The organism is Cellvibrio sp. UBA7661, assembly GCA_002483365.1.
Classification (GTDB): Bacteria; Pseudomonadota; Gammaproteobacteria; order Pseudomonadales; family Cellvibrionaceae; genus Cellvibrio.
Genome location: DLHT01000014.1, coordinates 52,353 through 76,162, shown reverse-complemented (window position 1 = coordinate 76,162; position 23,810 = coordinate 52,353). Strand labels below are relative to the sequence as shown.

The window sequence follows — 23,810 nt, the reverse complement described above, 5'->3', positions numbered from 1 at the left end:
CAAATCGTGACTTAAAAACTGCAACAATTATGAAATGGTTATTGGCTGTCTTGGTTCTTTTGCTTGTGGCCCTGCAATACCGTCTATGGATTGGCGATGGTAGCCTTGCGCACGCCCATCGTTTGGAAAACGAAATCAAAATTCAGCAAGCTGAAAATGATCGTATGCGTGAGCGTAACCGCATTTTGGATGTTGAAGTTGAAGAACTCAAAACGGGTTTGGACACCATTGAAGAGCGTGCGCGTAACGATATAGGTTTAATCAAAAAAGATGAAACTTTTTTCATGATTTTGGATGAAGGGCAGAAGTAGTTTTTCTTTTTATCTATCCTGATCTTACATTTTTTTGTAAATCAATCTGTTTCATGGGTCAATCTGTGACTTCTCAAAAAAAAACCTGTTGGATTGTTGTCCCTGCAGCCGGAATTGGCTCTCGCATGGGTGCTGTTTGCCCCAAGCAATATCTACCGCTAGCTGGTAAAACTGTTCTTGAAAATACTTTGGAGCGCTTACTTAAGCTGCCTGATATTGCTGGCATTGTGTTGGTGTTACATGCTGAGGATCATCACTGGAATACCATGTCATTGGCACAGAATCCCAAAATTCATAAGATTATCGGTGGTGATGAGCGTTGTAATTCTGTATTGAATGCCTTGGATTTTCTAGCGCGCAAGGCTGCGTCTGATGATTGGGTGTTGGTACATGATGCGGCGCGTCCTTGTGTTTCGCTTGATAGTATCATTGAGTTAGTTGATGTGGTTCAGCAGCATTCTGTTGGAGGGATACTGGGTGTTCCAGTAAGCGATACATTAAAGCAAGTGGAAGGCGGCAGTATCCAATCAACAGCAAATCGAAACCTTTTATGGCATGCCCAAACGCCACAGATGTTTCGTTTGGGGTTGCTGAAAACATGTTTGCAGCGTGCTTTGTCGGAAGGAAAAGTAATTACTGATGAGTCTTCTGCAGTTGAATGTTACGGATATCATCCGCTTATGGTTCAGGGGCGGAGTGATAACATTAAAATAACTCGTCCAGAAGATTTGGCGATCGCTGCTATGTTGATTCAGCAGCAGTTATCTAATTAGTTGGTAGTGGGGGGAATAATTATGTCTATGCGTATCGGTCACGGATATGACGTCCATGCTTTTGGTGATGGCGACAAGATTGTTATCGGCGGTGTCGTAATTCCTCATCGTTTTGGATTGGTTGCGCATTCAGATGGTGATGTGCTTTTGCATGCGTTATGCGATGCATTGCTGGGTGCAGCTGCACTTGGTGATATAGGAAAGCATTTTCCGGATACTGATATGCAATATCGTAATGCTGATAGCCGCTCACTACTGCGTATGGTGCATGCGAAAGTTAATAGTTTGGGATGGAAAGTGGCCAACGCAGACATGACGATCGTTGCACAAGCACCGCGTATGGCTAGCTATATACCTCACATGATTGAAACCATCGCAGGTGATTTGCAAACCGATATCGGCCAAATTAACGTCAAGGCAACTACCACAGAGCGATTGGGTTTCGTGGGGCGAGAAGAAGGCATCGAATGTTATGCGGTTGTATTGTTAGAAAAATAATTAACCGTTATTTAAATACATCATTTTTCTATAGGTCATCTTTTGAGAGAGTTTTCACTTGAGTTTCCTCTTGCTTATGGTTCTTTAACTGCAAGTGCCATTTTTCGTGCGCAACCAGAAGATTTTCAAGTAGATGAAGATTTAGGTTATTTGCCGTCCGGTATTGGTGAGCATGTTTTTTTGCATGTTTGTAAGCGTGGAGAGAATACAGCGTGGGTTGCCGGAAAAATTGCTGAGCTGGCAGGTGTAAATATTAATGATGTTGGCTATTGCGGGCGTAAAGACCGTCATGCAGTGACAGCTCAGTGGTTTAGTGTTTATTTGCCTAAAGCACCGGAGCCGGACTGGTCCTTAATTAATTCGAGCACAATTCAGGTGCTTTCAGCATCTCGTCACCAGCATAAATTACGTCGTGGTGAGCATAAGCAAAATCATTTTGTTATTCGTTTGCGAGATGTGCAGGCATCTGACCATCAACAACTAAAACAGCGAATTGATACTGTTTTTGAAAAAGGCGTCCCTAATTATTTTGGAGAGCAACGCTTTGGCTTGGGTGGAAATAATCTGCATGAAGCGGAAGCGATTTTAGTACAAGGAAAGCGCTACAAAGATAAGCAAAAGCGAGGCTTGATGCTTTCGGCAGCCAGGGCTTATTTATTTAATCTTGTATTAGCGGCACGCGTGAAAGCAAATAACTGGACGGTTGTAATGGGTGGTGAGGTAAATGGATGTCCATCTGGTCCATTGTGGGGTAGGGGGCGTCCACTCGTGTCTGGTGAGCAGGGAGAGTTTGAGGCGAATGTGCTGGTGGATTGGGCAAGTTGGTGTGATGGCCTTGAACATGCTGGTTTGTCACAAGAGCGTCGTCCCTTGCAGTTATTTGCGCGCAGCCCTCAGTATGAATGGAACGATAATGATCTTGTGTTACGTTTTTCGTTGGATGCAGGTGAATTTGCTACATCAATACTGCATGAACTTTTTGTTTTGCAAATTCAAACAACAGACGTTCCAACAACGGTATAAGGCAGTGCTATCAGAAACCCGAAGAGCCTATGGTATAGTGGCCGTTTGTGGGGCGCTCTGTGATTAGAGCTGACGATAATCTGCGGTATGAGTGGAGTAATCTAAAGATATGACTAACTTATTGATGCAAGGTGTAGGTATGACCTCGCTACGCACCCGTGAGCGTCTTATCCAGCGTTTGCGTGACCAAGGTGTAAGCAATATGAAAGTGCTTGATGTCTTGCTTAATACTCCGCGCCATATTTTTCTTGATGAAGCGCTTGCCCATAGAGCATATGAAGATACGGCACTTCCTATCGGTCATGGGCAAACAATTTCCCAGCCTTATATTGTTGCGCGCATGACGGAAATTTTATTAGGTGCCGCGGGGGGAAAACTTAATAAAGTACTAGAAGTAGGGACGGGTTCTGGCTATCAAACTTGTGTGTTGGCTCAATTGGTTCCACATGTTTACAGCGTTGAGCGAATCAAGCCATTACAAGATAAGGCTCGCGACCGCTTTCGCCAGATGGGATTAAGAAATATTCAGTTACGTCATGCAGATGGTGGTTTTGGATGGCCTGAAGCAGGGCCTTACGATGGAATTCTTAGTACCGCGGCACCGCAAGCCATCCCCGATGAGTTGTTAAAACAGCTTGCTCCTGGCGGAGTATTAGTTATTCCGGTTGGTGGGCGAGAGCAGCAACTGCATCTCGTGTTACGTGATGGCGATTCAGAAAACTACATCACGCAAATATTAGAGCCTGTAAAATTTGTCCCTTTTTTATCAGGAACTTCTCGTTAAAACTTAAAGTCAAATCTAAACAGTGCGCAAAATAGTAGACATAGGGAGTAAGTTTTTTTAAAGCGCGATTTAGAAAATAGCCCCTTCAGATGTCAGAACACGTTTTTATCGCTTTTAAAACCCTTTTTTGGGTGTTTTTTTATAAAAATATTAGATGATTTTAAAATAAATTCTAATTATTAAGATCATAATCGTATAACGGTTATCAAATAATAGACAAATATCTTGAGTGGTTTCATGTCGCCAGTGCAGTTCAATAAGCTGATCGCACCATCAAAACTGTTCATAATATTGATCGCTTTTTTTATTTGTGCATGTGCATCGCATGCTCCTGCACCGGTGTCAGACAAATCACAGGATTTCGCCAAAAGACCTAAAACGCATGTTGTTGTTCCAGGTGATACCCTGTTCTCAATTGCATGGCGATACGGTCTGAGATATGAGTCATTGGCAAAACATAACGGCATATCAGCTCCTTATATCATTCGGCCTTCACAGGTTATCAGGCTTGATGTGGGGTCAGCCGCGAATATGGGACGAGTTAGTAAGTCATCCTCAACACCTACCATTTTAAGAAAGCCAACATCTACAACTTCAGAAATACCCCGGCGAAATGACACTGCTCGTAAAGAAAAAAATACAGTGTCTATTGCCAATGCAAAGCCAAAAACACTTGTACACAGCGCACCACAATGGCGCTGGCCTGCAAATGGAGTGTTGCTTTCGGCATTTCAGGGGAGCACAGGTTTGAATAAGGGTATTGATCTTGCCGGCAAATTGGGCGAGCCTGTGCTTGCAGCAGCATCTGGACAGGTTGTTTATTCTGGGAGTGGGCTGCGAGGATACGGCAAATTATTGATCGTTAAACACAATGAAAACTTTCTTAGTGCTTATGCCCATAATGATAGGTTATTAGTTAAAGAAGGTGATTTTGTTAAAGCTGGTCAAAGAATTGCCGATATGGGTTCAAGTGGTACCGATAGAGTAAAGCTTCACTTTGAAATTCGTCGTGATGGTACACCGGTAGACCCTTTAAAGTTCTTACCGCGACGATAAAGTGTCACACTTATGAGTTAAACGGGAGATCATAAGTAAATATCTCGAACATATGGCATCTATGTGTAGAGGTACAGCTTGAGCAAGCTGGATGACTGATAAAAAAGCCAGCCGGTTAAATAAAAAAATTGATATAAGGGGCTGAAAAATGACATTACAAAATAGAGACTCTGTAACATTTGATCGCGATGATGTGTTTGTTGCATCAGACATCGAATTAGATGATTCAGAGTTGATGTTGGCAGAAGAAGACGACGAATTGCCTAAAGCGCCCGCTTTTGGAACAAGTGACCGTATTGTTGATGAAAAATATAACAAAACGCTTGATGCTACCCAGATTTATCTAAATGAGATTGGTTTCTCTCCATTATTGAGTGCCGAAGAAGAAGTATTCTTCGCACGTAAAGCATTGAAAGGTGACGAAGCTGCGCGCAAGCGTATGATTGAAAGTAACCTTCGTCTCGTTGTGAAAATTTCTCGCCGTTATGTCAATAGAGGTTTGGCGCTTCTTGATTTGATTGAGGAAGGCAACCTCGGTTTGATTCGTGCTGTTGAAAAGTTCGATCCCGAGCGCGGTTTCCGGTTCTCAACCTACGCTACTTGGTGGATCCGCCAGACTATTGAACGGGCGATTATGAACCAAACCCGCACTATTCGTTTGCCAATACATGTTGTAAAAGAACTGAATATTTATCTGCGAGCTGCACGTGAGCTTTCGCAAAAACTCGATCATGAACCAACGCCTGAAGAAATTGCGAACCTGCTTGAGAAGCCTGTTGCTGATGTAGAGCACATGTTGAGCTTAAACGAGCGTGTTACCTCGATAGACGCCCCTATTGGTAACTCATCTGATCGCGCAATCGTAGATACTATTGCCGACACCCATGTGTCTGATCCGGCAGCTCTGCTGCAAGACGCTGACTTGACTACCAGTCTCGATCATTGGTTGGATGAGTTAACTGAAAAACAACGTGAAGTATTAGCGCGCAGATTCGGTTTGCGCGGATATGAAGTAAGTACATTGGAAGAAGTTGGGCTTGAAATTGGTTTGACCCGTGAACGTGTGCGTCAAATTCAGGTAGAGGCCTTGAAACGTCTGCGCGATATTATGGAAAAACAGGGTTTGGATAGCGCAGCGTTATTCAGCGTATAGTTTTCCTTGTTAAATTGATAAACAAAAACCCCCGAGTTAAAAACTCGGGGGTTTTTGTTTATTGCTACCCAACAAATATCATTGCTATTCCCGAATAGATTATTGTTTCAAATAACGTGTCAGGGCGGAAAGTTCAGGTGTTCGTTTGATCTCCCTTGCGACCAGCGAGGCTATCACACTGGCACCATTTTCTTGAAAGTGTGTGCCATCAGGCGATTGCGGGCTTCCTGGTACTCCATTCGCATAAAAAGCATTAATGGATGGATCGACAACCAGCCAGTAGTTTTTCCAGCCGGGCGTTCCCACCTTGTTTGCAAATTCAATACTGGCAGTTTCCAGGTCGATCAGGGGCACTTTATTGACACGTGCTGTGTCTTTGATTGTTTGTGTGTAATTGCCAGTGAAGAGATAGCCTTGATTTATGTTTTGTTGGGTGAAATGACTGGAAATTACGGGTGTCGTTTGTTTTCCATCTTTATCTTTAATCCGCGCTGTTGGCGTAAATAATACCGGTTGTGCACCGAGTTTACGTGCAATATGAATATATCGCTCCAGAGAGTGTTGGAATGACAGTTCAGGTGAGCCTGCTGGGTATTGGGGCTTGCCTTTGTGGCTGTTAGGGTAGGTGCATAGATTGGTGACATCTGCTATGCCACGCAAAGGTTTTTTTACATCACAATTCTGGTCATTGTGGCCGTGATTAATAAAAACATAATCCCCTTGCTGGATGAGGTTTTCCATTTGCGCGAACCAGCGTCCGTTGTAAAAATCACGTGAGCTGCGTCCGGCGCGAGAGCCTACAATGACTTTAATGTTTTTATCTGCATGTAATTGATTTGCAAATTGTTGTCCCCATCCCATACGCGGGTAACGTAGTTGCTCGTAGACCGCTGATGTAGAGTCACCCACAATAAATATACGTACTGCCGCTTTCTGGATTTCATTTAATTCAATTCGTGCGCGCGCCAGATCAAGCGGTTCATATGCACCTCTTGCCGTTAGTCCAACAATGGGGCGAAAACTGATATCACTCAGTGTTGTGTGGCCAGGTTCGCCGGTGTTGTTATCATAATTGCGGTTGTGATGGATATACGAAAAAATATGGCTAAGGTTGTCATGTGGCTTTATAGGGTATGTGGCAGGATCAAAACTTTCCGGGTGAGTAACGCCGGAGTCTTTTAATGCTTGCAAAAATCCGCTGCGCATTTCTGCGCGCGCTTGTTCTAAGTGCGCTTCATCAATATTGAAAACTCTGTTTTGCATTATCCATTGTTGTGGACCAATAAAGCCCTGTGATGCAGCAATGTCAGATGTAATACGATCTGTCAGAGGATTAATATTTCCGATAGGCGCATTTTTATTCGGGAAAGTATTGATCACCGCGGCCATGCACACAGGGCGTAGTTTGGTGTTATCCAAGCATGCGTGTTCACTTCCATTGCTTACTGCAGACAAGGTGATTGGGAGTGTGATGCCTTGCAAGGATAGCTGGTATCGCCCTGTGTTGTCGGTAGTTGTAGTGAGCATCTTGCCGGTTGAGTCGCGCAGAATAATATGCGCATTTGCCAGCGGTTGCTTTTCAATGACAACACCGCTGAGTGAGGTAATATTTTTATGGGAAGCGTTTTGTGGGTGAGAGCAGGATGCTGATACCAGACATAATGCGAGTGTTGGAATGAGTGCAAAAATTTTCATGTTTACCTCCTCTGCGCGCTACTTTTTAGCGGCAAATTAATAATGATATTGTTGGGGTAAAGATGACCGAGTATTGCCAGTGTTATAAATTTCTAATAAGTATTTGGTTTGAATAGTGGTTGCGAGTTATGCAGGCCTGCGTTTAGTTAATTTTGTCCAAATGCAGGCCTGTTATTCGATGTTACATTTTTTCCATTACTTCGATGCCCAATAAATCCAGGCCTTGCGCGATAGTGCGTGCGACGAGATGACACAAGCGTAAACGGCTATCGCGTAACTCTGGCGCTATGTCTTCTTTCAGGATTGGACAAGCTTCATAAAAGCTCATGTAAAGGCTGGCGATATCATACAGATAGGTGCACAGCAAATGCGGCATGGCTTCGCGCGCAACCTGATCCAACACTTCACTGAATTGCAGTAGTTTGATCGCAAGGTTTTTTTCTTGCTCTGTCCCAATAATAATTGCGCTGTTCAATGACTCAGGTGCAATGCCCGCTTTGCGGAAAATACTTTGTACGCGTGTATAGGCATATTGTAAGTAAGGCGCCGTATTGCCTTCAAAGCTGAGCATGGATTCCCAGCTAAACACATAATCGTTGGTGCGTGTTTTACAAAGATCGGCGTATTTAACCGAGCCAATACCCACTTTGCGGCCAATTTCTGCGACTTCGGCTGGCGTCAACTCAGTATTTTTTTCTATCACCAGTGCGCTTGCACGTTCCACCGCTTCTGTTAGCAGCTCTGCCAATTTCACTGTGCCACCCGTACGCGTTTTGAAAGGTTTGCCGTCACTGCCCATCATTGTGCCAAATGCCAGGTGTTCGAGGCTCACAGACTCATCGACAAATTTTGCTTTACGCGAAAGGGTAAATACCTGCTGCATATGAAGCGATTGGCGCGCATCAATAAAATACATAATGCGGTTCGCTTTTAACGTGTTGACGCGATAACGCAAGGCAGCCAAATCGGTTGTGGCATATAAAAAACCGCCGCCTTGTTTTTGGATAATCATGGGCGATGGATTGCCTTCTTTGTCGGCGAGCTCTTGTAAGAACACAACCTGCGCACCATCACTTTCAACTGCGAGCCCTTGCTCTTGCAATTCTTTTACTACCGGTGCGAGATCATTGTTGTAAAAACTTTCACCGCGTACATCGCTGTCTTTCAATGTGACATTAAGCTGCTGATAAATTTCGGTGCTGTGATGCAGGGAGATGGTTTTAAATTGCTCCCATAATTTCTGCATCTGTGCATCGCCGGATTGCAAGCGAACGACATAGTCGCGCGCTTTATTGGCGAAGACTTCGTCATCATCAAAATGTTTTTTGGCTTGTTGATAAAATACTTCCAAATCTTTGAGCGCCATGCTGCCATCGCCATTAGTGCCCAATTGTTCCTCAAGCTCAGCGATCAACATTCCAAATTGCGTACCCCAATCACCAACGTGATTTTGGCGGATCACTTTGTGCCCTTGGAACTCCAGTAAGCGTGCGAGTGCATCGCCAATAATAGTGGAGCGTAAATGGCCGACATGCATTTCTTTGGCGAGGTTGGGGCCGGAGTAGTCAATGACGACGGTTTGCGGGTTAGTGACCTGTTCTATTTTCAAACGGCTATCACTTTGGGCGTTGGCAATTTGCGCGCCCAGCCATTCAGGCTTGAGGTCGATATTAATGAATCCGGGGCCTGCAATTTCCAGTTTGTCGGCGATGCCATCCAGTTCCAGTGCAGCGACTATTTTGCTTGCCAGTTCGCGTGGGTTGGTTCCCATGGCTTTGGCGGCTCCCATAGCACAGTTGGCTTGGTAATCGCCAAAACCGGCTTTTTTTCCGGGCGCTATCAAGGCGGGGAGATCACTGGGCACACCCACGGCGGCCATTGCATCAAGGACTTTTTGGTTGAGAAGTTCGCGGATATTCATAGGGTAATTTCGGTCATTATTGCTCAGTATAGAAGGTGGCGAATTGTACTCGCCGGTGGAGAGTGGTGCCATCTTTTATGCGCGCAATGGGTGGCGTTGGCTATACTCAATCGACCCTCCAACCCCAGAAACAGCAAGGATCCGATAATGATAAGCAGCCCAATACCCCAGATTGTTACTCACTTTGAGGCACGTGTACTTACCCTAAGCTTGAACCGCCCTGAGCGTAAAAATGCGCTGACACTGGCCATGTACGGTGCTTTGGCGGATTTGATCAAAAATGCCGATATGGATGGGGAGGTGCGCGTGATTGTGCTCACAGGCACGGATGAATTTTTCACCAGTGGCAATGATCTAATGGATTTTATGAATGAGCCGGAAATCCATGAACATCACCCCGTTGTGCGTTTTATGGAGGCTCTGCGCGATTGCGGTAAGCCTGTTGTGGCGGTGGTGCGTGGTCATGCGGTGGGGATTGGCACGACGCTTCTGCTGCATTGTGATCTTGTGTATGCCGCTGATGATGCGCGTCTGCAATTGCCCTTTGTCAATCTCGGATTGTGCCCTGAATATGCGAGCAGCTATTTGATTCCCCGCCTTGTCGGCCAGCAGAAAGCGGCTGAGCTGTTTTTTCTGGGCGAACCTTTTTCCGGTGCAGATGCGGCTAATTTGGGCATTGTAACCAAAGCGGTTCCGTGGGATGAGCTAACGGAATATGCAAAAACAAAAATCGCACGCTTGGCCCAACAACCGCCGGGCGCTGTACGCCGTACGAAAGCGCTTTTGCGTGCGGCGACCCGTGTTGCGGTAGACGCATCGCTCAGCACGGAATACACCGGTTTTGCGGCAGGCTTGGCATCAGAGGAGTGCAAGGAATCCATCACGGCCTTTTTTGAAAAACGTGCACCGGATTTTTCCCGATTTTAGTTCACGGTTTTAGGTCGCGAGTTTAGAACAGAAGCGCAACGTTTTTTTGATACTAATTCGCCACGTGTTTAATGATTGCTTACTGATGAGTGGAAAATGTATGTCCTTACAATTCGATTTCAAACACAAAAATGTTTTGGTTGTGGGTGGTACTAGCGGTATTAATCGCGGTATTGCAGAAACCTTCGCCAAAGCAGGCGCGCGCGTTGCAGTGGTGAGCCGTTCGCAAGAAAAAGTGGATGACACACTGCAGTCGCTCAAACAGTGTGGTGCCGCTGATGTTCGTGGTTTTGCCGCTGATGTGCGTGAAGCCGAGGCTATTAAAAATGGTATCGCTGACATTGCAGCTGCTTGGGGAAAACTGGATGTAGTGGTGTCGGGTGCGGCAGGTAATTTCCCGGCGTTGGCGATGGGAATGTCGCCCAATGGATTTCGTTCGGTGATTGAAATTGATCTGTTGGGTACCTTTCATGTAATGCAGGCGATTTATCCGCATCTGAAAAAACCGGGCGCATCGATTATTAATATTTCTGCTCCCCAAGCGGACATTCCAATGGCGGGGCAAAGCCATGTATGCGCAGCGAAAGCCGGTGTCGATATGATCACGCGCACCTTGTGTCTGGAATGGGGCGCAGAAGGTGTACGTATTAATTCGGTGATCCCAGGTCCGATCGACAACACCGAAGGTATGAAGCGCCTCGCACCTACAGAGGGTTTGCGTGCTGCAGTAACAAGGTCAGTGCCTTTGCAGCGTATGGGCTCTACCGATGATATCGCCCATGCCTGTTTATTTTTAGCATCAGACTTTGCCAGTTATATTAGTGGCGCTGTGATTCCGGTAGATGGAGGCTGGGCGCAGGGCGGTGCAGCCGTTGTAGGTGCAGGTTTGGCAGAAATGCTACGTAAACAATAACCACCGCGCGCGATAAGATTGGCCGTTAATGGGTAATACGGATTAAAAACATTTTCGGCCATTGTTTTCCTGTTACCCAAAACGCTTGTTGTTTTTCATCCCACGCGATACCGTTCAATACCTGTTCACTGTCCTTGAGATTGAGTGTTTTTTTCAAATCGCCCAAATCGATTTTTCCTACAACATGCCCGCTATCCGGATCAATTTTTACTATTTGGTCTTGATGCCATACATTCGCCCAGATAAATCCCCGCACAAATTCCAACTCGTTTAATTGCGATACATCAGTACCGTCATCAGTGACATTTATCGTTTTTGTAACAGTAAAATCGGTGGCGTTATGAAAATATAACCTGCTGCTGCCGTCGCTACGGATTAATTGTTCTCCATTGCTGGTCAAGCCCCAGCCTTCGCCATTGTAGGAAATACTTTTTTCATAATTCAGGGTTGCTTTGTCATACACCAGCAAGGTTTTTTCCCGCCAGGTCAGTAAATAGAGTTTTCCATTCAGTAATGCCAAACCTTCGGCAAAATACTGGCTTGGAATAGATTGCTTTTTAGTAAAAGGGGCCGATATTTTTGCCCAGGCGCTGGCTGGTTCAGCAATGGGGTAAACGACTAATAATGATTTGTTGTAGAGCCCGCTGCTTTCATAAAAGTGATCGCCATCGACCAGCAAACCTTGGGTAAAGAGTGTGGGTTTGTGGGTGCGCTCGGCGATAACCTCATAGTGTGGCGATTCGTCAGCTACCGCAGGCGTAAGGTTCGCTATCAATAACAGGCTGGTGCACAATAGTGCGTAGACAAATTGTTTCACGCGAATAGATTGTTTCACTCGGAAGTCCAACATGGCTAAAGGATTTCGGTTTTGAACGTTTTCAATTGTAAAGGGTTTTAATCATGAAGCGTTTACGCTCGTTTGTCAGTATTACCTTGATTGGCGGTTTTATGGTGATTTTGCCCATCGCCATTTTTGTATGGTTGGTCGAGTGGCTACTGGGTGTGGTGCGTTCGTTGATTCAACCCTTGAGCCATTGGTTGGTGGAACAAACGGCATTTACCAATCATGTGGCAGATGTGCTCGGCGTTTTACTGCTGTTATGTGCGTGTTTTTTGATTGGTTTATTTATCAAGACAAGCGTGGGCGAATGGGTCCATGACCAGCTTGATGCCTGGCTGACCCGCTTGGCTCCCGGCTACAAGACGATCCGCGAAGTGGTTTCGCAATTACTGGGTGGTGAGGGGAATACATCGCTGCTGAAAGGTGAGGTATGCCGTGCTTATATTATGGGGCGCGCAGCCGGGGTCTCTGTTACTGCGATTGTGACAGCCAAACATGCTAATGGTGACTTGACTGTGTACGCGCCTACAGCCCCGATACCGACCTCAGGTTTTGTTTATCATCTATCGGCAGAGTGTGTGGATATGTTGCCGCACATGAGTGTGGAAGAAGCTATGCGCACTGTTATTGCATGCGGCAGCGGTTCGCAGGTGATTTCAGATATGCCGGAAGGCTCTGCCAAATTGGAATATACCCGCAGTGATAAGGGGCGTTAGTAATCAACACAGCACCAAGGCCGTGAGCCTTGGTGCTGTGTTGGTATATGTTGGTATGTGGATGTATGTGAATGTATGAGAGGGGGATCAGGTTTTTTTCTTGGATGCTTTTTCTTTCGCAGGGCTTTTAGAGGCTTTTGCATTATCTGATTTTGCAGCAGCAGCAGCGGGTTTACTGGCTGCTGTTGGTTTGTTTGCTTTTACCGGTTTATCCCCACGGGTAGAAATGAGTGATACCTCTACCGGCGGCAACTGTGGTGTTTCTCCTCGCTCCCGGCTTTCAACATAATTCAGCGCATCGGTCACTGCCTGGCTGACTTTTCGTTCGATCTCCACCATATCCTGCGGCGACATAAAAAACGTCATATCTACATCGTAGCGGATGTATCTGGGTGGTAAGCGGTTTAAGGCAACACAGGCGACATCGGCAAGAAAGTCGCGGTCGCCTTGCTGAACCCGTTCACTTTGGTCATGTACTTCCTGCACGACAAGGCGCTCGTAGTAGTTGTGCAAAAAATCCACTTCATCATCCAGCACATAAGTACGGTTAGTCAGCATAGCGATACCTCTCTTTATGGAATGCTAAAGAGTATAGACAGGGTTTGCCGCTAGCGTTTGTTCTTGATTATGTCCCTGATTAAAAAACGGGCAGGGTTGAGTGCATTGGCCAGCTCACGTGGCACCGGTAATATTTCCCGGTTGATTTCCGCTGCCAGCAGTTCTGCGCATAGTGGGGTGTAGGCAAGGCCGCGTGAGCCGTGACCGATATTGATATACAAACCGGCTAAGTAGTTCCCGGTTTGTTGGATAGCTGCGCGGGCGTTTTTACGCAGCGGGGCAAAATTTTGTTCCATCAGTGGTTCGTCAGCAACAGCACCAACCAGCGGTAAATAATCGGGCAGGGTACAGCGAAATGCAGCGCGCCCATTCAATTGGGCAAGATCCAGATGTTCCCAATCTGCCGCCAAATTCCCTAAAGGCTCCCGTAAGTTGTTGAGATTGGTGCGATGATCTTCTTCGCGCAGCTCGCGCGTTTCGTCACGCAAGTTAAACGTGGCTCCGGTGCAATGAAAACCATCAATCGCGGGGCCAATATAACCTTCACTGCAGACTACTGTTTTCAGTTTGCTGCTTGCGTCAGATTGCGGCACATAACTGATTTGTCCGCGAATCGACTTAATAGGCAAGTTTGCACTTTGGCTAAAACGTTTTGCATCGCGCGCGTTGGCAATAATTGCTACTGGTGCATGTAATTCCGGGCGGTTACGGATGCACCATCGATCATCGATGTAATCCAGCGCTTCGGTATTGCAATTGGTGATCACATTAATGTTGGGGTGTGCAACCAGTGCAGCGCAAAGTGCGCGCGGATTTATCCAGCCTGCCTGCGGAAAATACAGCGCGCTGTGCGTGAGTGATACTCCGGCAATTGCACTTGCCGTGGTTGCATCCACAAACTCGACCAGTTCATTGGCGGTTGAAAATTTATCGCGCAATAACTCGTGCAATTGTTGTTCAGATTCATTGTGCGCTAATTGCAACACGCCGGTTCTCCCGCCACAGTCGTTCCAGTAAGCGCGATAAAAATGCAGTGCAAATTGCAAACAGGCTAAATTGAATTCTGCTTGCGCTTCATTTTTGTGGGAGAGTTTTGCATAAAGCACACCTTGTGGATTACCGGATGCTTCCACTGCAATCTCTGCATGGCGTTCAACCAGAGTTACTTTCCAACCGCGCGTTGCCAAGGCATGGGCACTGGTGCAACCGGCAAGTCCGGCACCAATAATTAATGCCTGTTTTTCTGCGGGCGTTGAATAGTGTGCGTTAACTGTCCAGGGTACAGGGTAGGGCGAGTAGCTGCGATATTGTGATGTATCGATTGAAGCCTGCTCAGGTGCTTGCTCCATTAAAGCTTTGGTCATTTCCCGTTTGCGGCCAAATCCAGCCACTTTTTGAATGGCAAATCCTGCGCGTTTTAATCCGTTTTTGACAATCGCAGCTGCACTGAATGTCGCTGCGGTTGTGCCTTGTTTACTCAGCAAACGGATAACGTCAAATAAGGCATCGCTCCACATTTGCGGGTTTTTGGCAGGCGCAAAACCGTCGAGAAACCATGCATCAATTTTTGCACAGAAATGTGAAAACGAAGGGTGAGTGGAGGAGAGCAGCTGAGTAAATCCGTCCGTGGCATCACCGATAATCAAGGTCAACTGGATACGCCCATCCATAAAGATCAGGCGATGAAATCCTTCGCCCACAAACACGGGATAGTGTTGTACAAGCTGATCGATTAATTCATGCAATTCAGGCCAAAGTGCCAAGGCTCGCTGTAAATCGCTTTTGGCGAGCGGAAATTTTTCAACACTGACGAAATGCAATTGCGCAGTAGCAGGGGCTGTTTCCAGCCACAATTGCCACGCAGCTAAAAAATTCAGGCCGGAGCCAAAACCGGTTTCTGCAATCGTGAAATGATCTCCATTACCCAGTTGTTGCCAGCGCTCGCGCAATTGATTGTGTTGCAGAAAAACATGGCGGGTTTCCTCCAGCCCATTTGCGCGCGAGAAATACACATCGCCAAACAGACTGGATAAAGGTTGGCCATCGTCATCCCAGGCTAATTGGGCGTGTTGCACCGAAACAGTATTGGGGGAGTCGCTCACAAACCAAACTCTTTCAAAATTTGCGCACACCACTGCTGGATGCGTGCATCACTTAATTGAAATTCGTTTTCATCGTCCAGCGCCAGTCCAACAAAATAATTGCCGTCGGCGGTAAGGGCTTTTGATGCTTCAAATTCGTAACCGGTGCGTGGCCAATAACCGAAAGGCGTTGCACCGCGGTGGACTAATTTGCTGTGCAGGTATCCCATGGCATCCAAAAACCATTCAGGGTAACCCACCTGATCACCCAAGCCATAAATAGCGATTTTTTTGCCGGTGAAGTCCAGTTCATCCAACTCGTCCCAAATTTCTTCCCAGTGTTCTTGCAGCTCGCCGTAATCCCAAGTGGGAATGCCGAAAATCAGGTAATCGTAAAATTGGGTTTGGATAATCGGGGTATCAGCGATGTTAAAAAAATCCACGCACTCTTCACCCATAAGGGTATGGATAACTTTGCGGATTTTTTCGCCGGCCATTTCGGTGTAGCAGGTTGAGCTGCCATAAAACAGGCCGATGGTTTTGGTTTCACTCATAATCAATCACAACATCTATTCAATTAATTGGCCGCAATCGGCGCGTTGTTTTAGAGCAGTTTCGCCCAATTCTGCACCCAATCGCGTGCAAGGGTTGCTGCGTCATCGCCATTACTCGCATCTAATACCAGTGGTTCGCCAATACGCACAGCGCCCAGGTCTTCAAAGGCGGCATCCAACATGCGTCCTGCATCATTGAAGGTGTGATAACTACTATCAGCCAAATTAACGACCCCGTAACGGCGCCCGGCGATACGCGGATAATCCCGGGTGAGGTGTAAATACAGAGGCTGGATATTGTCGGGCAGCTCGCCCGAGCCGGTATTGGAATGGCACAGCAGGATGATCTCGTCCGGGTCGCGCGCCAGATCTTCAGCGCGGGCATAGGTATTGAGGGTGACATCGTGACCGAGTGCAGTGAGTTGTTCGCTGAGGATTTCACCTACTTGCTCTGCGCCACCGTAAACGCTGCCAATAAAAATCTGGATTTTACTCATGGGATTGTGTTCCATCCTGCGTTGCTAAAGCGCGCCAGCATACCCCAATTGGCGCCAGGCTTCATAAACCATCACCGCAACGGCGTTGGAGAGGTTCATGCTCCTACTATTGGCGGCCATGGGGATGCGCAATACCTGATTGGCGGGGAGTGACTCGCGGATACTGGCTGGCAAACCGCGCGACTCGGGGCCAAAAAGCAAATAATCACCGGCCTGAAATTGCGCATCGCTATGACAATGGGTGCCCTTGGTACTCAAGGCAAAAATACGCGCAGGCTGTTCACTGGCTAAAAAGGATTCCCAATCGCGATGGCGGCGCAGATCCTGGGTTTCTGCATAGTCCATTCCCGCACGGATTACGCTTTTTTCATCCAGGCTGAAGCCCAGCGGTTCGATCAAATGTAATTGGCAACCGGTATTGGCAGCGAGCCGGATTATGTTCCCGGTATTTGGCGGAATTTCAGGCTCAAAAAGAACTATGTGCAGCATTTGGCTTTTCTACCTTTATGGTCTATGTTCTCTGTTAACGGTTATGTTTCTGGTGCCAATTATAAGCAAGAGTTATTAGCTTTCCTGTAAAAAAGTGGCGGCCACTGACTGCACAAAATAGATCACAACTAAGATCGTCCTGAGAAAGTCCTAAGAAATGATTGCCCCGAAAACCAGCGGCTGTGCAAAAGGCACGCTCTGGGGGAATGGCGGTAGTAGAGGATGTAATCCGAGAGAGTCTCGATTTGAAGCAATTTGCGGACAAAATAGCCCGACTTTTGCGCGGCACAAGTCGCCAGAATCAGATGATAGGCGTAGATGTTTCTGCGGCAGGCATCGCTTTCGCCCATATCCAACGGCCAGCAACCCAACAACCCATATTACTCAGTTGCGATTTTATTCCCGCAGAAGACGGAATAGATCCGGCAGAACTGTTGCGCGCACGGCTGCTTAAATTGGGCTTACAAAAAATCCCCTGCAATCTGGTAATGGGGAGTGACAACTACCAGCTTATTTTAGGCGAAGCACCCAAAGTCCCTGCTGAAGAGTTGGCCGAAGCCTTGCGTTGGCGGATCAAAGATCTCATTCAATTCCCGGTATCAGAAGCTATTGTCGATGCTTTTCTATTGCCAGAAGACAGCGCCCGCGGCACCAGCCGTATGGCCTATGCTGTAGTCGCCCAGCGTAAACACATTGAAGCTCAGGTTGCCTTGGCGAAGGCTAGCGGTATGAGCCTGAAAAATATCGATATCCCTGAGTTGGTGTTGCGCAATTTGGCAGAAGCCTGTTGCGATACCAAACGTGGCGTCGCTATTGTTAAATTGCAGCAAGGCGGTGGCAGCTTGCAAATTATCCGCGATGGAAATTTGTATTTATCGCGGCAATTTTCGCTCTCATACAATGCAGGCCTGCTCGATGATCTACCCGGCGATGCCTTGGTGTTGGAACTGCAACGCTCACTGGATTATTTCGAGCGGCAAATGCGCCAGGTTCCGCCCAGCCATATTTATCTCTGCGGTGAAAATGTGACGGCTGATAAATTAACTCCCGAAATTCGCAACGCCTTAGCGGTTTCCATCCATCTATTAGATGTAGATGCAGGCATACAAATTCCCGATTCTATTCCCGATCATATTCTTTCGCTTTCATTGCATGCCATAGGTGCAGCATTGCGACAAGATCACGTAGGGCAGGGTTGATATGCAACAGATCAATTTATACCTGCCAGAGTTTCAACCCAACCGCGAACCTTTGCGCAGCATTCATATGCTGTGGGGCGTGGTGATTTTTATTGTTCTGTTGATATTGGTCAGTGTGTTTAGTACCAAACATAATCGCGAACTTGTTCAATCCGTAGAGCAGCAACGCGTACAGTTAGAGCAAATAAAAAATCAGCTTAAGCAATTGGAACAACAGCGGCCACAAAGCAATCTGGCGGAGTTGGATGCCCAAATTGTGCAATTGCAACAGGAGCAAGCGCGGCGCGAACAAATTTTTGCAATTATCGCCAATAAAAAGCTTGGTAATAATTCAGGTTTTTCTGCGCATTTACAGGCGATGGGGCGGCAGTCGCTCGATACTGTCAGCCTGAATGTTTTTTCATTGCAAGCAGGTGGAAATTACATTGAATTTGCGGGTAAAACCCGTGCGGCGGACCAAATCCCTCTGTATATCCAGCGGTTACGTACAGAACCTGTTTTTGCGCAATCTGCTTTTGGCGTTTTGAATGTGGCACCACTTAAAAACAATCAAGGAGTATTTGAGTTTTCCCTGGCAAAACAAGTGGAAAATAATGAGCCTGAAACTAAAACCGCAGTACAAATGCTGTTGGAGATGAACCAAAAAGTGCGAGGTGAAAACTGATGTCACCAGCCATCACCCAACTTATGGAGAAAATCGATAGCCGCATACTGCGTGAGCGGGTATTGATTTTTTTGACCTCATTGGCCGTGATCTTTTTATTGTGGAATTTTCTGGTTCAAGCAAAGTTTGACCGTGAACGCGCTGACTTAAATAGCCAGTTAACGCAAATAGCTACCGAACAAAAAAGTCAGGAAAGCCAGATTGCAACCCTTTCCCAAACAATGGCAAGTGATCCTGCTATCGCCAAGAAAAATGAAATCAATCGGCTCACCAGCAATATTGAAAGTATCGAGTCGCAATTATCGGGTTTATCGCAGGGTTTAATCAGTGCAGAACAATTACCCAAAGTGTTGCAAGAAGTATTGCTGCGCACCAACAACGTGACGTTATTGCAAGTGCGCACGCTGGCTGTGACAGAATTGCAATTGGTGGAGAACCTTGCAGTTCAAAATTCACAAAATAGTGCAGCTAATAGTACCGGTAACAATACCGGTGGTACCGGCGTTTATAAACACGGTGTGCTGATCCGTGTAGCAGGTAGTTACCCGCAGCTTATTCAATTGATGAAAGAAATAGAAAATCTTGAATGGAAATTTTATTGGGAGTCGTTGGATTACACCGTTGAGCAATATCCTAATGCCACGATTGATATCAGGGTTTTTACTCTGAGTTCAGAGGAGGGCCTACTCGGTGTGTAACACTCTTGGCAATTATTGTTTTTTTTTCATACTGTGTGCTGCTTTATTCAATACACAAAAACTCAATGCACAAGACGTCCGCGATCCTACTGCTCCATTGGGGCACGTTGCGAGCACAAATGCTGCAAGCGGCAATAACTGGGTGCTGGATGCGGTGTTGGTTAGCCCGGGGCGCAAGCTGGCTGTGGTTAATGGTAATACCCTACGCGAAGGCCAAACGATTCCCGAATCTAACGGCATTAAAGTGCAGCGTATTTTGGCGCAGACCGTGGTGCTGCAACAGGGCAGCCGTACCTGGGTGTTAACACTATCACCCAGTGTTGTAAAAAAGCATTCATCGATTAAGCAAAATAATTGAGGCAGTGACAATGTTCACCAACCCTGAAAAACAATTTGGCAAACCATGCCACACACCTTGGGCGCGTATGCCGCTTGTGTTGGTGCTTATGTTAGTGGGTGCCTGTAGCTCCACCGATAACCAACGTTTGATTACTGAAGATGCAATGGATAAAGCCGTTGAGCAGCAGCGTGAACAAGGCGCCGCAAGCAAAGCTGTTCCTCCGGAAGTGAATAAAGCCTTGTTAAATAATTCGTCGTTAACCGGCAGTATGGCAAAGGCGAATAATGAGCGGTTCGATGTGTCGGTGCGCAATGTTGCGGCGCGTGATTTTTTTCTTGGTTTGGTGAACGGAACAGGTATCAATATCGTGGTGCACCCTGATGTTGATGGCGCAGTAACGCTCGATCTGAAGAATGTAACAGTGGAAGATGTTTTGCGTGTAACGCGTGACATATACGGCTACGAATACAAAAGAGACCGCAACATTTACACCATTTACGCCAATGCCTTGCGCACCGAAGTGTTCCAGATTAATTATTTGGATGTGCAGCGCGTTGGTGTGTCCGATACCAGCGTAATGATTGGGCGCGCGCAAAGTTCTGGTGGTAATAGCGGTAATAATTCTGGCGGGGGAAATAATAATTCCGCAAATGAAAATTCCAATTTATTGGGCATGATTGAAAGTGCCTCACAAAATCAACAACAGGGCAGTCGCGGTGGCGGTTCAGCACTCACGCCAGGTTCTCGCGTTCAAACATTAAACCGCACTGACTTTTGGGCATCGCTGGAAAAAACCGTAGTATCGATTATCGGCGGTGTAGGCGATGATCGTTCCGTTATGGTAACGCCACAAGCGGGTATGATCGTGGTAAAAGCCATGCCGCATGAATTGAGCGCGGTACGTAATTTCCTTGAGCGCTCTGAATTGAGCATCAAACGCCAGGTTATTTTGGAAGCAAAAATTCTTGAAGTGCGTTTAAGCGAAGGGTTTGAAGCTGGTGTTAATTGGGGAGCAATTAGCGGGCAAATCTCTGCAGCGAAAAATATTCAGGATGGGTTTCCGGTTAATACCGATGGAAGCAACGCATTGGTTGATGAATTTCGGCCGATTACGGTTAGTCAGCCTTACTATGATGCAGATGGTGTGTTGCAATATCGGGAAATTCCATCAAGGGAGGCAATTGGTGGAACCGTTGCTGGTTTAATTCAAGTAACAGACATCACCAAATTATTATCATTGTTGGAAACCCAGGGCAGTGTGCAAGTGCTGTCCAGTCCTCGCGTATCTACTGTGAATAACCAGAAAGCAGTTATTCGTGTGGGTTCAGATGAATATTTTGTCACGGGTATTTCCAGTAACCAAACACAAAATGCCGCCACTACAACCAGTACACCCAATATCGAATTGTCGTCATTTTTTAGTGGCATCTCGTTGGATGTAACCCCGCAAATTGCTGAAAATGGCGAAGTGATATTGCACATCCATCCGGTAGTCAGTGAAGTCACTGACCAGCAAAAAGTATTTACCGTGGGTAGTGAAGAGTTTGCATTGCCTCTCGCATTGCGTGGTGTGCGCGAGTCAGACAGCATTGTAAAAGCGGCTAATGGCCAAGTGATTGTGTTGGGTGGGTTAATGACCGAATCAAACAATAATCGCGACGGCAAGCGCCCGGTGCTGGGCGATATTCCCGGCGTCAATGCGTTGTTCCGCACTAAAAATAAAGCCAAATCCAAAACCGAATTGGTGATTTTGTTGCGCCCTATAGTAGTGGATGATAAAACCTGGGATACGCAGCTCACCGAAGCGCAAGACAGAATGCAGCGCATGGGCGATGCCTACCGCAATAACCAGAAATAAATGGTGCGCAGATAATTATCTGCGCTCGCGAGGTTCCTTATGTACCGGCAACATTTTGGATTAAAGGAGCATCCTTTTTCATTAACGCCTGATACCCAATTTTATTTTAATAGCCAAAGTCATCGTGAAGTATTGAGCACACTCTTACTCGCGTTAAAACACAGCGAAGGCTTTATCAAAATTGTGGGCGAAGTGGGTACAGGTAAAACCTTGCTTAGCCGTAAGCTATTAGCTAGCTTGGGCGATAATTACATCACCGCTTATATTCCCAACCCGTATCTCACACCCGATGAACTGAAATGGTTTCTTGCTGAAGAAATAGGCATTCCTTATTCACCGGATGTACCTTCGTATCAATTATTAAAAGATATTAATTTGCGCTTGGTCGAGTTGGCACAACAAAAGTGCCAAGTCGTTTTGGTAGTGGATGAAGCGCAGGCCATGCCGCGCGAGACAATAGAAGCATTGCGTCTACTGACCAATTTGGAAACTGAAAAAAGTAAATTGCTTCAAGTGGTTTTATTCGGTCAGCCGGAGTTGGATGAATTGCTTGATCGTCCTGATCTGCGCCAATTGAAGCAGCGCATTGTATTTGCTGAATACTTGCAAACTATTCCCAAAGCCAGTTTGCCGGATTACCTTGCATATCGTTTAAGTTCCGCGGGCTATCGCGGTGCTTCGTTATTTTCCCGTTCGGCTATTTCCTTGTTATACAAAGCGTCTGGCGGCGTGCCGCGGTTAATTAATGTGATTGCCCATAAAGCGATGCTTGCAGCCTACGGACAATCGGCCGATAAAGTCAGCCGCAGTCATATGGTGCGCGCTATTATGGATACTGCCGAAAGCCGTTCGCTTGGGCGTTGGTTAGCGCGGCGCGATTTTTGGTTATGGCCAATGCTGGCAGCCAGCGCAGCTGCAGCCATTGTTTTGGTGCCTGTAGTTTTGGGTAATTTGTCGGGGGCAGTGTGATGAGTTTGCTCAATGACATGTTGCGCGATCTTTCGCACCAGCAAAAACCGGTTGATGCGTTATCGACAGGCGCAAGTCCGACGTTGGATCTGAGCGCGCAAGAGCAACGTGAATTATTTAATCAATCTAGTGCTGCTAAACCTTTGCCGCGCAGCCTTCTACCCAGCGTGTTGGTGTTTGTAGTTGTGTTCGCTATTGCCATTGCTTGGCAGTACATAACCGGGAAGCATATAGCCGTGAAGCAACCGGACAGTGCAGAAACACAACAATTGCCGGAGCAACATGCTGTGCAACCGGCGAATGCGCCAATAACAGAATCCACTGAAACACAAACGGCTATCCAACAAAAAGAAATAATTGCCAGTGAGGTGCCGGTGGCAGCGCCCTCGCAGCCTGATCCGGAATTGGCTACACGTTTGGCTGCACTGGAAGCTGCAGTGAACACACTGACGAATACCGTTGTTGAAAACAAAACTGCAACCCTTGAAAACGCTGATGTTCGCGAATCTTCTGTTGCTCTTGGTGCTTCTGTTGCCGTTGATGATCCTACAGTGCTTGAAAATGTTTCTGTCAGCGTAAAAGATCCATTTGGGCTTGATGAAACGCCGATGGAGAATCGCCCGGAAAATATAGCGACTGAACAACACAATAAAAAATCCCACGTTGTACAGGCTTTATCTGATGAGCCTGCACACCTGGAAATTGCCCCGAATCCCAAATGGAAAGATGAAGAGCACGCGCGCGAAGCACGTGAGTTGGTGATGCAAGGGCAGGTGAGTATCGCGATAGAAAAATTACAGGGGTTCATCGCGTCTGCACAGCAGCCACGTGAATCTGTCAAAACCCTGCTGGATATTTTGGTTGAGCAAAATGATATTGCTGCAACCCAGCGTATATTGGCACAAGCGGATTTTTTATCGAGCCATGAACAAGCGTATTATCAGGCAAAAATTTTAGTGAACCAACAACAAGAAGACATGGCGATAGAGTTGCTGGAAACCCATTTGGCCGATGCCGATAAAGATGAAAATTACCGTGCATTGTTGGCAGGGTTGTATCAAAAAAATGGAAAGTCGCTAGAGGCGGCCAATCACTATCGTCGCTTGCTGGCTATGTTTGGCGATAAACCTGCGTATTGGTTGGGGTTTGCCTTGTCGCAAGATGCGCTCAATCAACCGCAAGTCGCTTTGCAGGCATATCAACGTGTCAATCAATATACAGACTTGCCACCGCAGGTGCGTACCTATATTCAACAGCGCCTTGCTGCGCTGCAGCAGTGACTAATAACCGTA

25 protein-coding genes are annotated in these 23,810 nt (G+C 46.7%); 17 read left to right on the top strand and 8 right to left on the bottom strand.

Going from position 1 to position 23,810, the window contains the following annotated elements; translation table 11 throughout:
- Window positions 1–29 precede the first annotated feature (29 nt).
- From B2739_RS11960 to rpoS, 7 genes are all read left to right on the top strand, one after another.
- Window positions 30–311, top strand: a complete 282-nt coding sequence (locus B2739_RS11960) for an FtsB family cell division protein (RefSeq protein WP_331346085.1) — start codon at window positions 30–32, stop codon at window positions 309–311.
- Window positions 312–376: 65 nt separating this feature from the next.
- On the top strand, window positions 377–1,084 hold the full coding sequence (gene ispD, locus B2739_RS11955) for a 2-C-methyl-D-erythritol 4-phosphate cytidylyltransferase (protein WP_331346084.1): 708 nt from the start codon (window positions 377–379) through the stop codon (window positions 1,082–1,084).
- 27 nt (window positions 1,085–1,111) lie between these two features.
- Window positions 1,112–1,582 (top strand): 2-C-methyl-D-erythritol 2,4-cyclodiphosphate synthase, encoded by a 471-nt coding sequence (gene ispF, locus B2739_RS11950; protein ID WP_331346118.1) that lies wholly within the window; start codon window positions 1,112–1,114, stop codon window positions 1,580–1,582.
- Between the two features lie 42 nt (window positions 1,583–1,624).
- Window positions 1,625–2,605 carry a tRNA pseudouridine(13) synthase TruD gene (gene truD, locus B2739_RS11945; RefSeq protein ID WP_331346083.1) on the top strand — a complete coding sequence of 327 codons (981 nt, stop codon included), beginning with the start codon at window positions 1,625–1,627 and terminating at the stop codon, window positions 2,603–2,605.
- Window positions 2,606–2,714: 109 nt separating this feature from the next.
- Entirely contained in the window at window positions 2,715–3,389 is a 675-nt protein-coding gene (locus tag B2739_RS11940; RefSeq protein WP_049629531.1) for a protein-L-isoaspartate(D-aspartate) O-methyltransferase, read from the top strand.
- A 237-nt stretch (window positions 3,390–3,626) separates the two neighbouring features.
- Window positions 3,627–4,445, top strand: a complete 819-nt coding sequence (locus B2739_RS11935) for a peptidoglycan DD-metalloendopeptidase family protein (protein ID WP_331346082.1) — start codon at window positions 3,627–3,629, stop codon at window positions 4,443–4,445.
- 148 nt (window positions 4,446–4,593) lie between these two features.
- Entirely contained in the window at window positions 4,594–5,598 is a 1,005-nt protein-coding gene (gene rpoS / locus B2739_RS11930) for an RNA polymerase sigma factor RpoS (RefSeq protein ID WP_331346081.1), read from the top strand.
- Between the two features lie 99 nt (window positions 5,599–5,697).
- Here rpoS and B2739_RS11925 read toward each other — a convergent pair whose 3' ends face one another.
- Both B2739_RS11925 and argS read right to left on the bottom strand, forming a co-directional pair.
- Window positions 5,698–7,293: an SGNH/GDSL hydrolase family protein gene (locus B2739_RS11925; protein ID WP_331346080.1), complete on the bottom strand. Its 1,596-nt coding sequence runs from the start codon at window positions 7,291–7,293 to the stop codon at window positions 5,698–5,700.
- A gap of 181 nt (window positions 7,294–7,474) precedes the next feature.
- Window positions 7,475–9,214, bottom strand: a complete 1,740-nt coding sequence (gene argS, locus B2739_RS11920; RefSeq protein ID WP_331346079.1) for an arginine--tRNA ligase — start codon at window positions 9,212–9,214, stop codon at window positions 7,475–7,477.
- 147 nt (window positions 9,215–9,361) lie between these two features.
- On the opposite strand from argS, the gene B2739_RS11915 reads away from it, so the two are divergent.
- Together B2739_RS11915 and B2739_RS11910 are read left to right on the top strand one after the other, a co-directional pair.
- Window positions 9,362–10,141: an enoyl-CoA hydratase gene (locus tag B2739_RS11915; RefSeq protein ID WP_331346078.1), complete on the top strand. Its 780-nt coding sequence runs from the start codon at window positions 9,362–9,364 to the stop codon at window positions 10,139–10,141.
- A 100-nt stretch (window positions 10,142–10,241) separates the two neighbouring features.
- Complete coding sequence (locus B2739_RS11910; RefSeq protein ID WP_331346077.1) at window positions 10,242–11,054, top strand: SDR family oxidoreductase; 813 nt, start codon at window positions 10,242–10,244, stop codon at window positions 11,052–11,054.
- A gap of 25 nt (window positions 11,055–11,079) precedes the next feature.
- On the opposite strand, the gene B2739_RS11905 is transcribed toward B2739_RS11910, so the two are convergent.
- On the bottom strand, window positions 11,080–11,889 hold the full coding sequence (locus B2739_RS11905; protein WP_331346076.1) for a glutaminyl-peptide cyclotransferase: 810 nt from the start codon (window positions 11,887–11,889) through the stop codon (window positions 11,080–11,082).
- A 65-nt stretch (window positions 11,890–11,954) separates the two neighbouring features.
- Between B2739_RS11905 and B2739_RS11900 the strand changes: the two genes are divergently transcribed.
- Window positions 11,955–12,611: a DUF502 domain-containing protein gene (locus B2739_RS11900; RefSeq protein WP_331346075.1), complete on the top strand. Its 657-nt coding sequence runs from the start codon at window positions 11,955–11,957 to the stop codon at window positions 12,609–12,611.
- 87 nt (window positions 12,612–12,698) lie between these two features.
- Here B2739_RS11900 and B2739_RS11895 read toward each other — a convergent pair whose 3' ends face one another.
- The 5 genes from B2739_RS11895 to trmL are packed head-to-tail and all read right to left on the bottom strand — an operon-like array spanning window position 12,699 to window position 16,790.
- Window positions 12,699–13,169, bottom strand: a complete 471-nt coding sequence (locus B2739_RS11895) for a late competence development ComFB family protein (RefSeq protein ID WP_331346074.1) — start codon at window positions 13,167–13,169, stop codon at window positions 12,699–12,701.
- Window positions 13,170–13,219: 50 nt separating this feature from the next.
- Window positions 13,220–15,271, bottom strand: a complete 2,052-nt coding sequence (mnmC, locus tag B2739_RS11890) for a bifunctional tRNA (5-methylaminomethyl-2-thiouridine)(34)-methyltransferase MnmD/FAD-dependent 5-carboxymethylaminomethyl-2-thiouridine(34) oxidoreductase MnmC (RefSeq protein ID WP_331346073.1) — start codon at window positions 15,269–15,271, stop codon at window positions 13,220–13,222.
- On the bottom strand, window positions 15,268–15,804 hold the full coding sequence (fldB, locus tag B2739_RS11885; protein WP_331346072.1) for a flavodoxin FldB: 537 nt from the start codon (window positions 15,802–15,804) through the stop codon (window positions 15,268–15,270). The genes mnmC and fldB overlap by 4 nt, the downstream gene beginning before the upstream one ends.
- Window positions 15,805–15,854: 50 nt before the next feature.
- On the bottom strand, window positions 15,855–16,301 hold the full coding sequence (locus tag B2739_RS11880; RefSeq protein WP_331346071.1) for a flavodoxin domain-containing protein: 447 nt from the start codon (window positions 16,299–16,301) through the stop codon (window positions 15,855–15,857).
- A gap of 24 nt (window positions 16,302–16,325) precedes the next feature.
- Window positions 16,326–16,790 (bottom strand): tRNA (uridine(34)/cytosine(34)/5-carboxymethylaminomethyluridine(34)-2'-O)-methyltransferase TrmL, encoded by a 465-nt coding sequence (gene trmL, locus B2739_RS11875; RefSeq protein WP_331346070.1) that lies wholly within the window; start codon window positions 16,788–16,790, stop codon window positions 16,326–16,328.
- Window positions 16,791–16,996: 206 nt separating this feature from the next.
- Here trmL and B2739_RS11870 point away from each other — a divergent pair, with 206 nt between their 5' ends.
- From B2739_RS11870 to B2739_RS11840, 7 genes are read left to right on the top strand one after another with little or no spacing between them, the layout of a single operon-like run.
- A complete protein-coding gene (locus tag B2739_RS11870; protein ID WP_331346069.1) occupies window positions 16,997–17,989 on the top strand; it encodes an MSHA biogenesis protein MshI in 993 nt (330 codons plus the stop codon).
- Window position 17,990: 1 nt separating this feature from the next.
- Complete coding sequence (locus tag B2739_RS11865) at window positions 17,991–18,653, top strand: MSHA biogenesis protein MshI (protein WP_331346068.1); 663 nt, start codon at window positions 17,991–17,993, stop codon at window positions 18,651–18,653.
- Window positions 18,653–19,351, top strand: a complete 699-nt coding sequence (locus tag B2739_RS11860) for an MSHA biogenesis protein MshJ (protein WP_331346067.1) — start codon at window positions 18,653–18,655, stop codon at window positions 19,349–19,351. Before B2739_RS11865 ends, B2739_RS11860 begins: the two co-directional genes overlap by 1 nt.
- Entirely contained in the window at window positions 19,344–19,709 is a 366-nt protein-coding gene (locus B2739_RS11855; RefSeq protein ID WP_331346066.1) for a hypothetical protein, read from the top strand. Before B2739_RS11860 ends, B2739_RS11855 begins: the two co-directional genes overlap by 8 nt.
- A 10-nt stretch (window positions 19,710–19,719) precedes the next feature.
- Entirely contained in the window at window positions 19,720–21,549 is a 1,830-nt protein-coding gene (gene mshL / locus B2739_RS11850) for a pilus (MSHA type) biogenesis protein MshL (RefSeq protein WP_331346065.1), read from the top strand.
- 39 nt (window positions 21,550–21,588) lie between these two features.
- Entirely contained in the window at window positions 21,589–22,518 is a 930-nt protein-coding gene (locus B2739_RS11845) for an ExeA family protein (protein WP_049629548.1), read from the top strand.
- Entirely contained in the window at window positions 22,518–23,798 is a 1,281-nt protein-coding gene (locus B2739_RS11840; RefSeq protein WP_331346064.1) for a hypothetical protein, read from the top strand. Before B2739_RS11845 ends, B2739_RS11840 begins: the two co-directional genes overlap by 1 nt.
- Window positions 23,799–23,810: the final 12 nt, after the last annotated feature.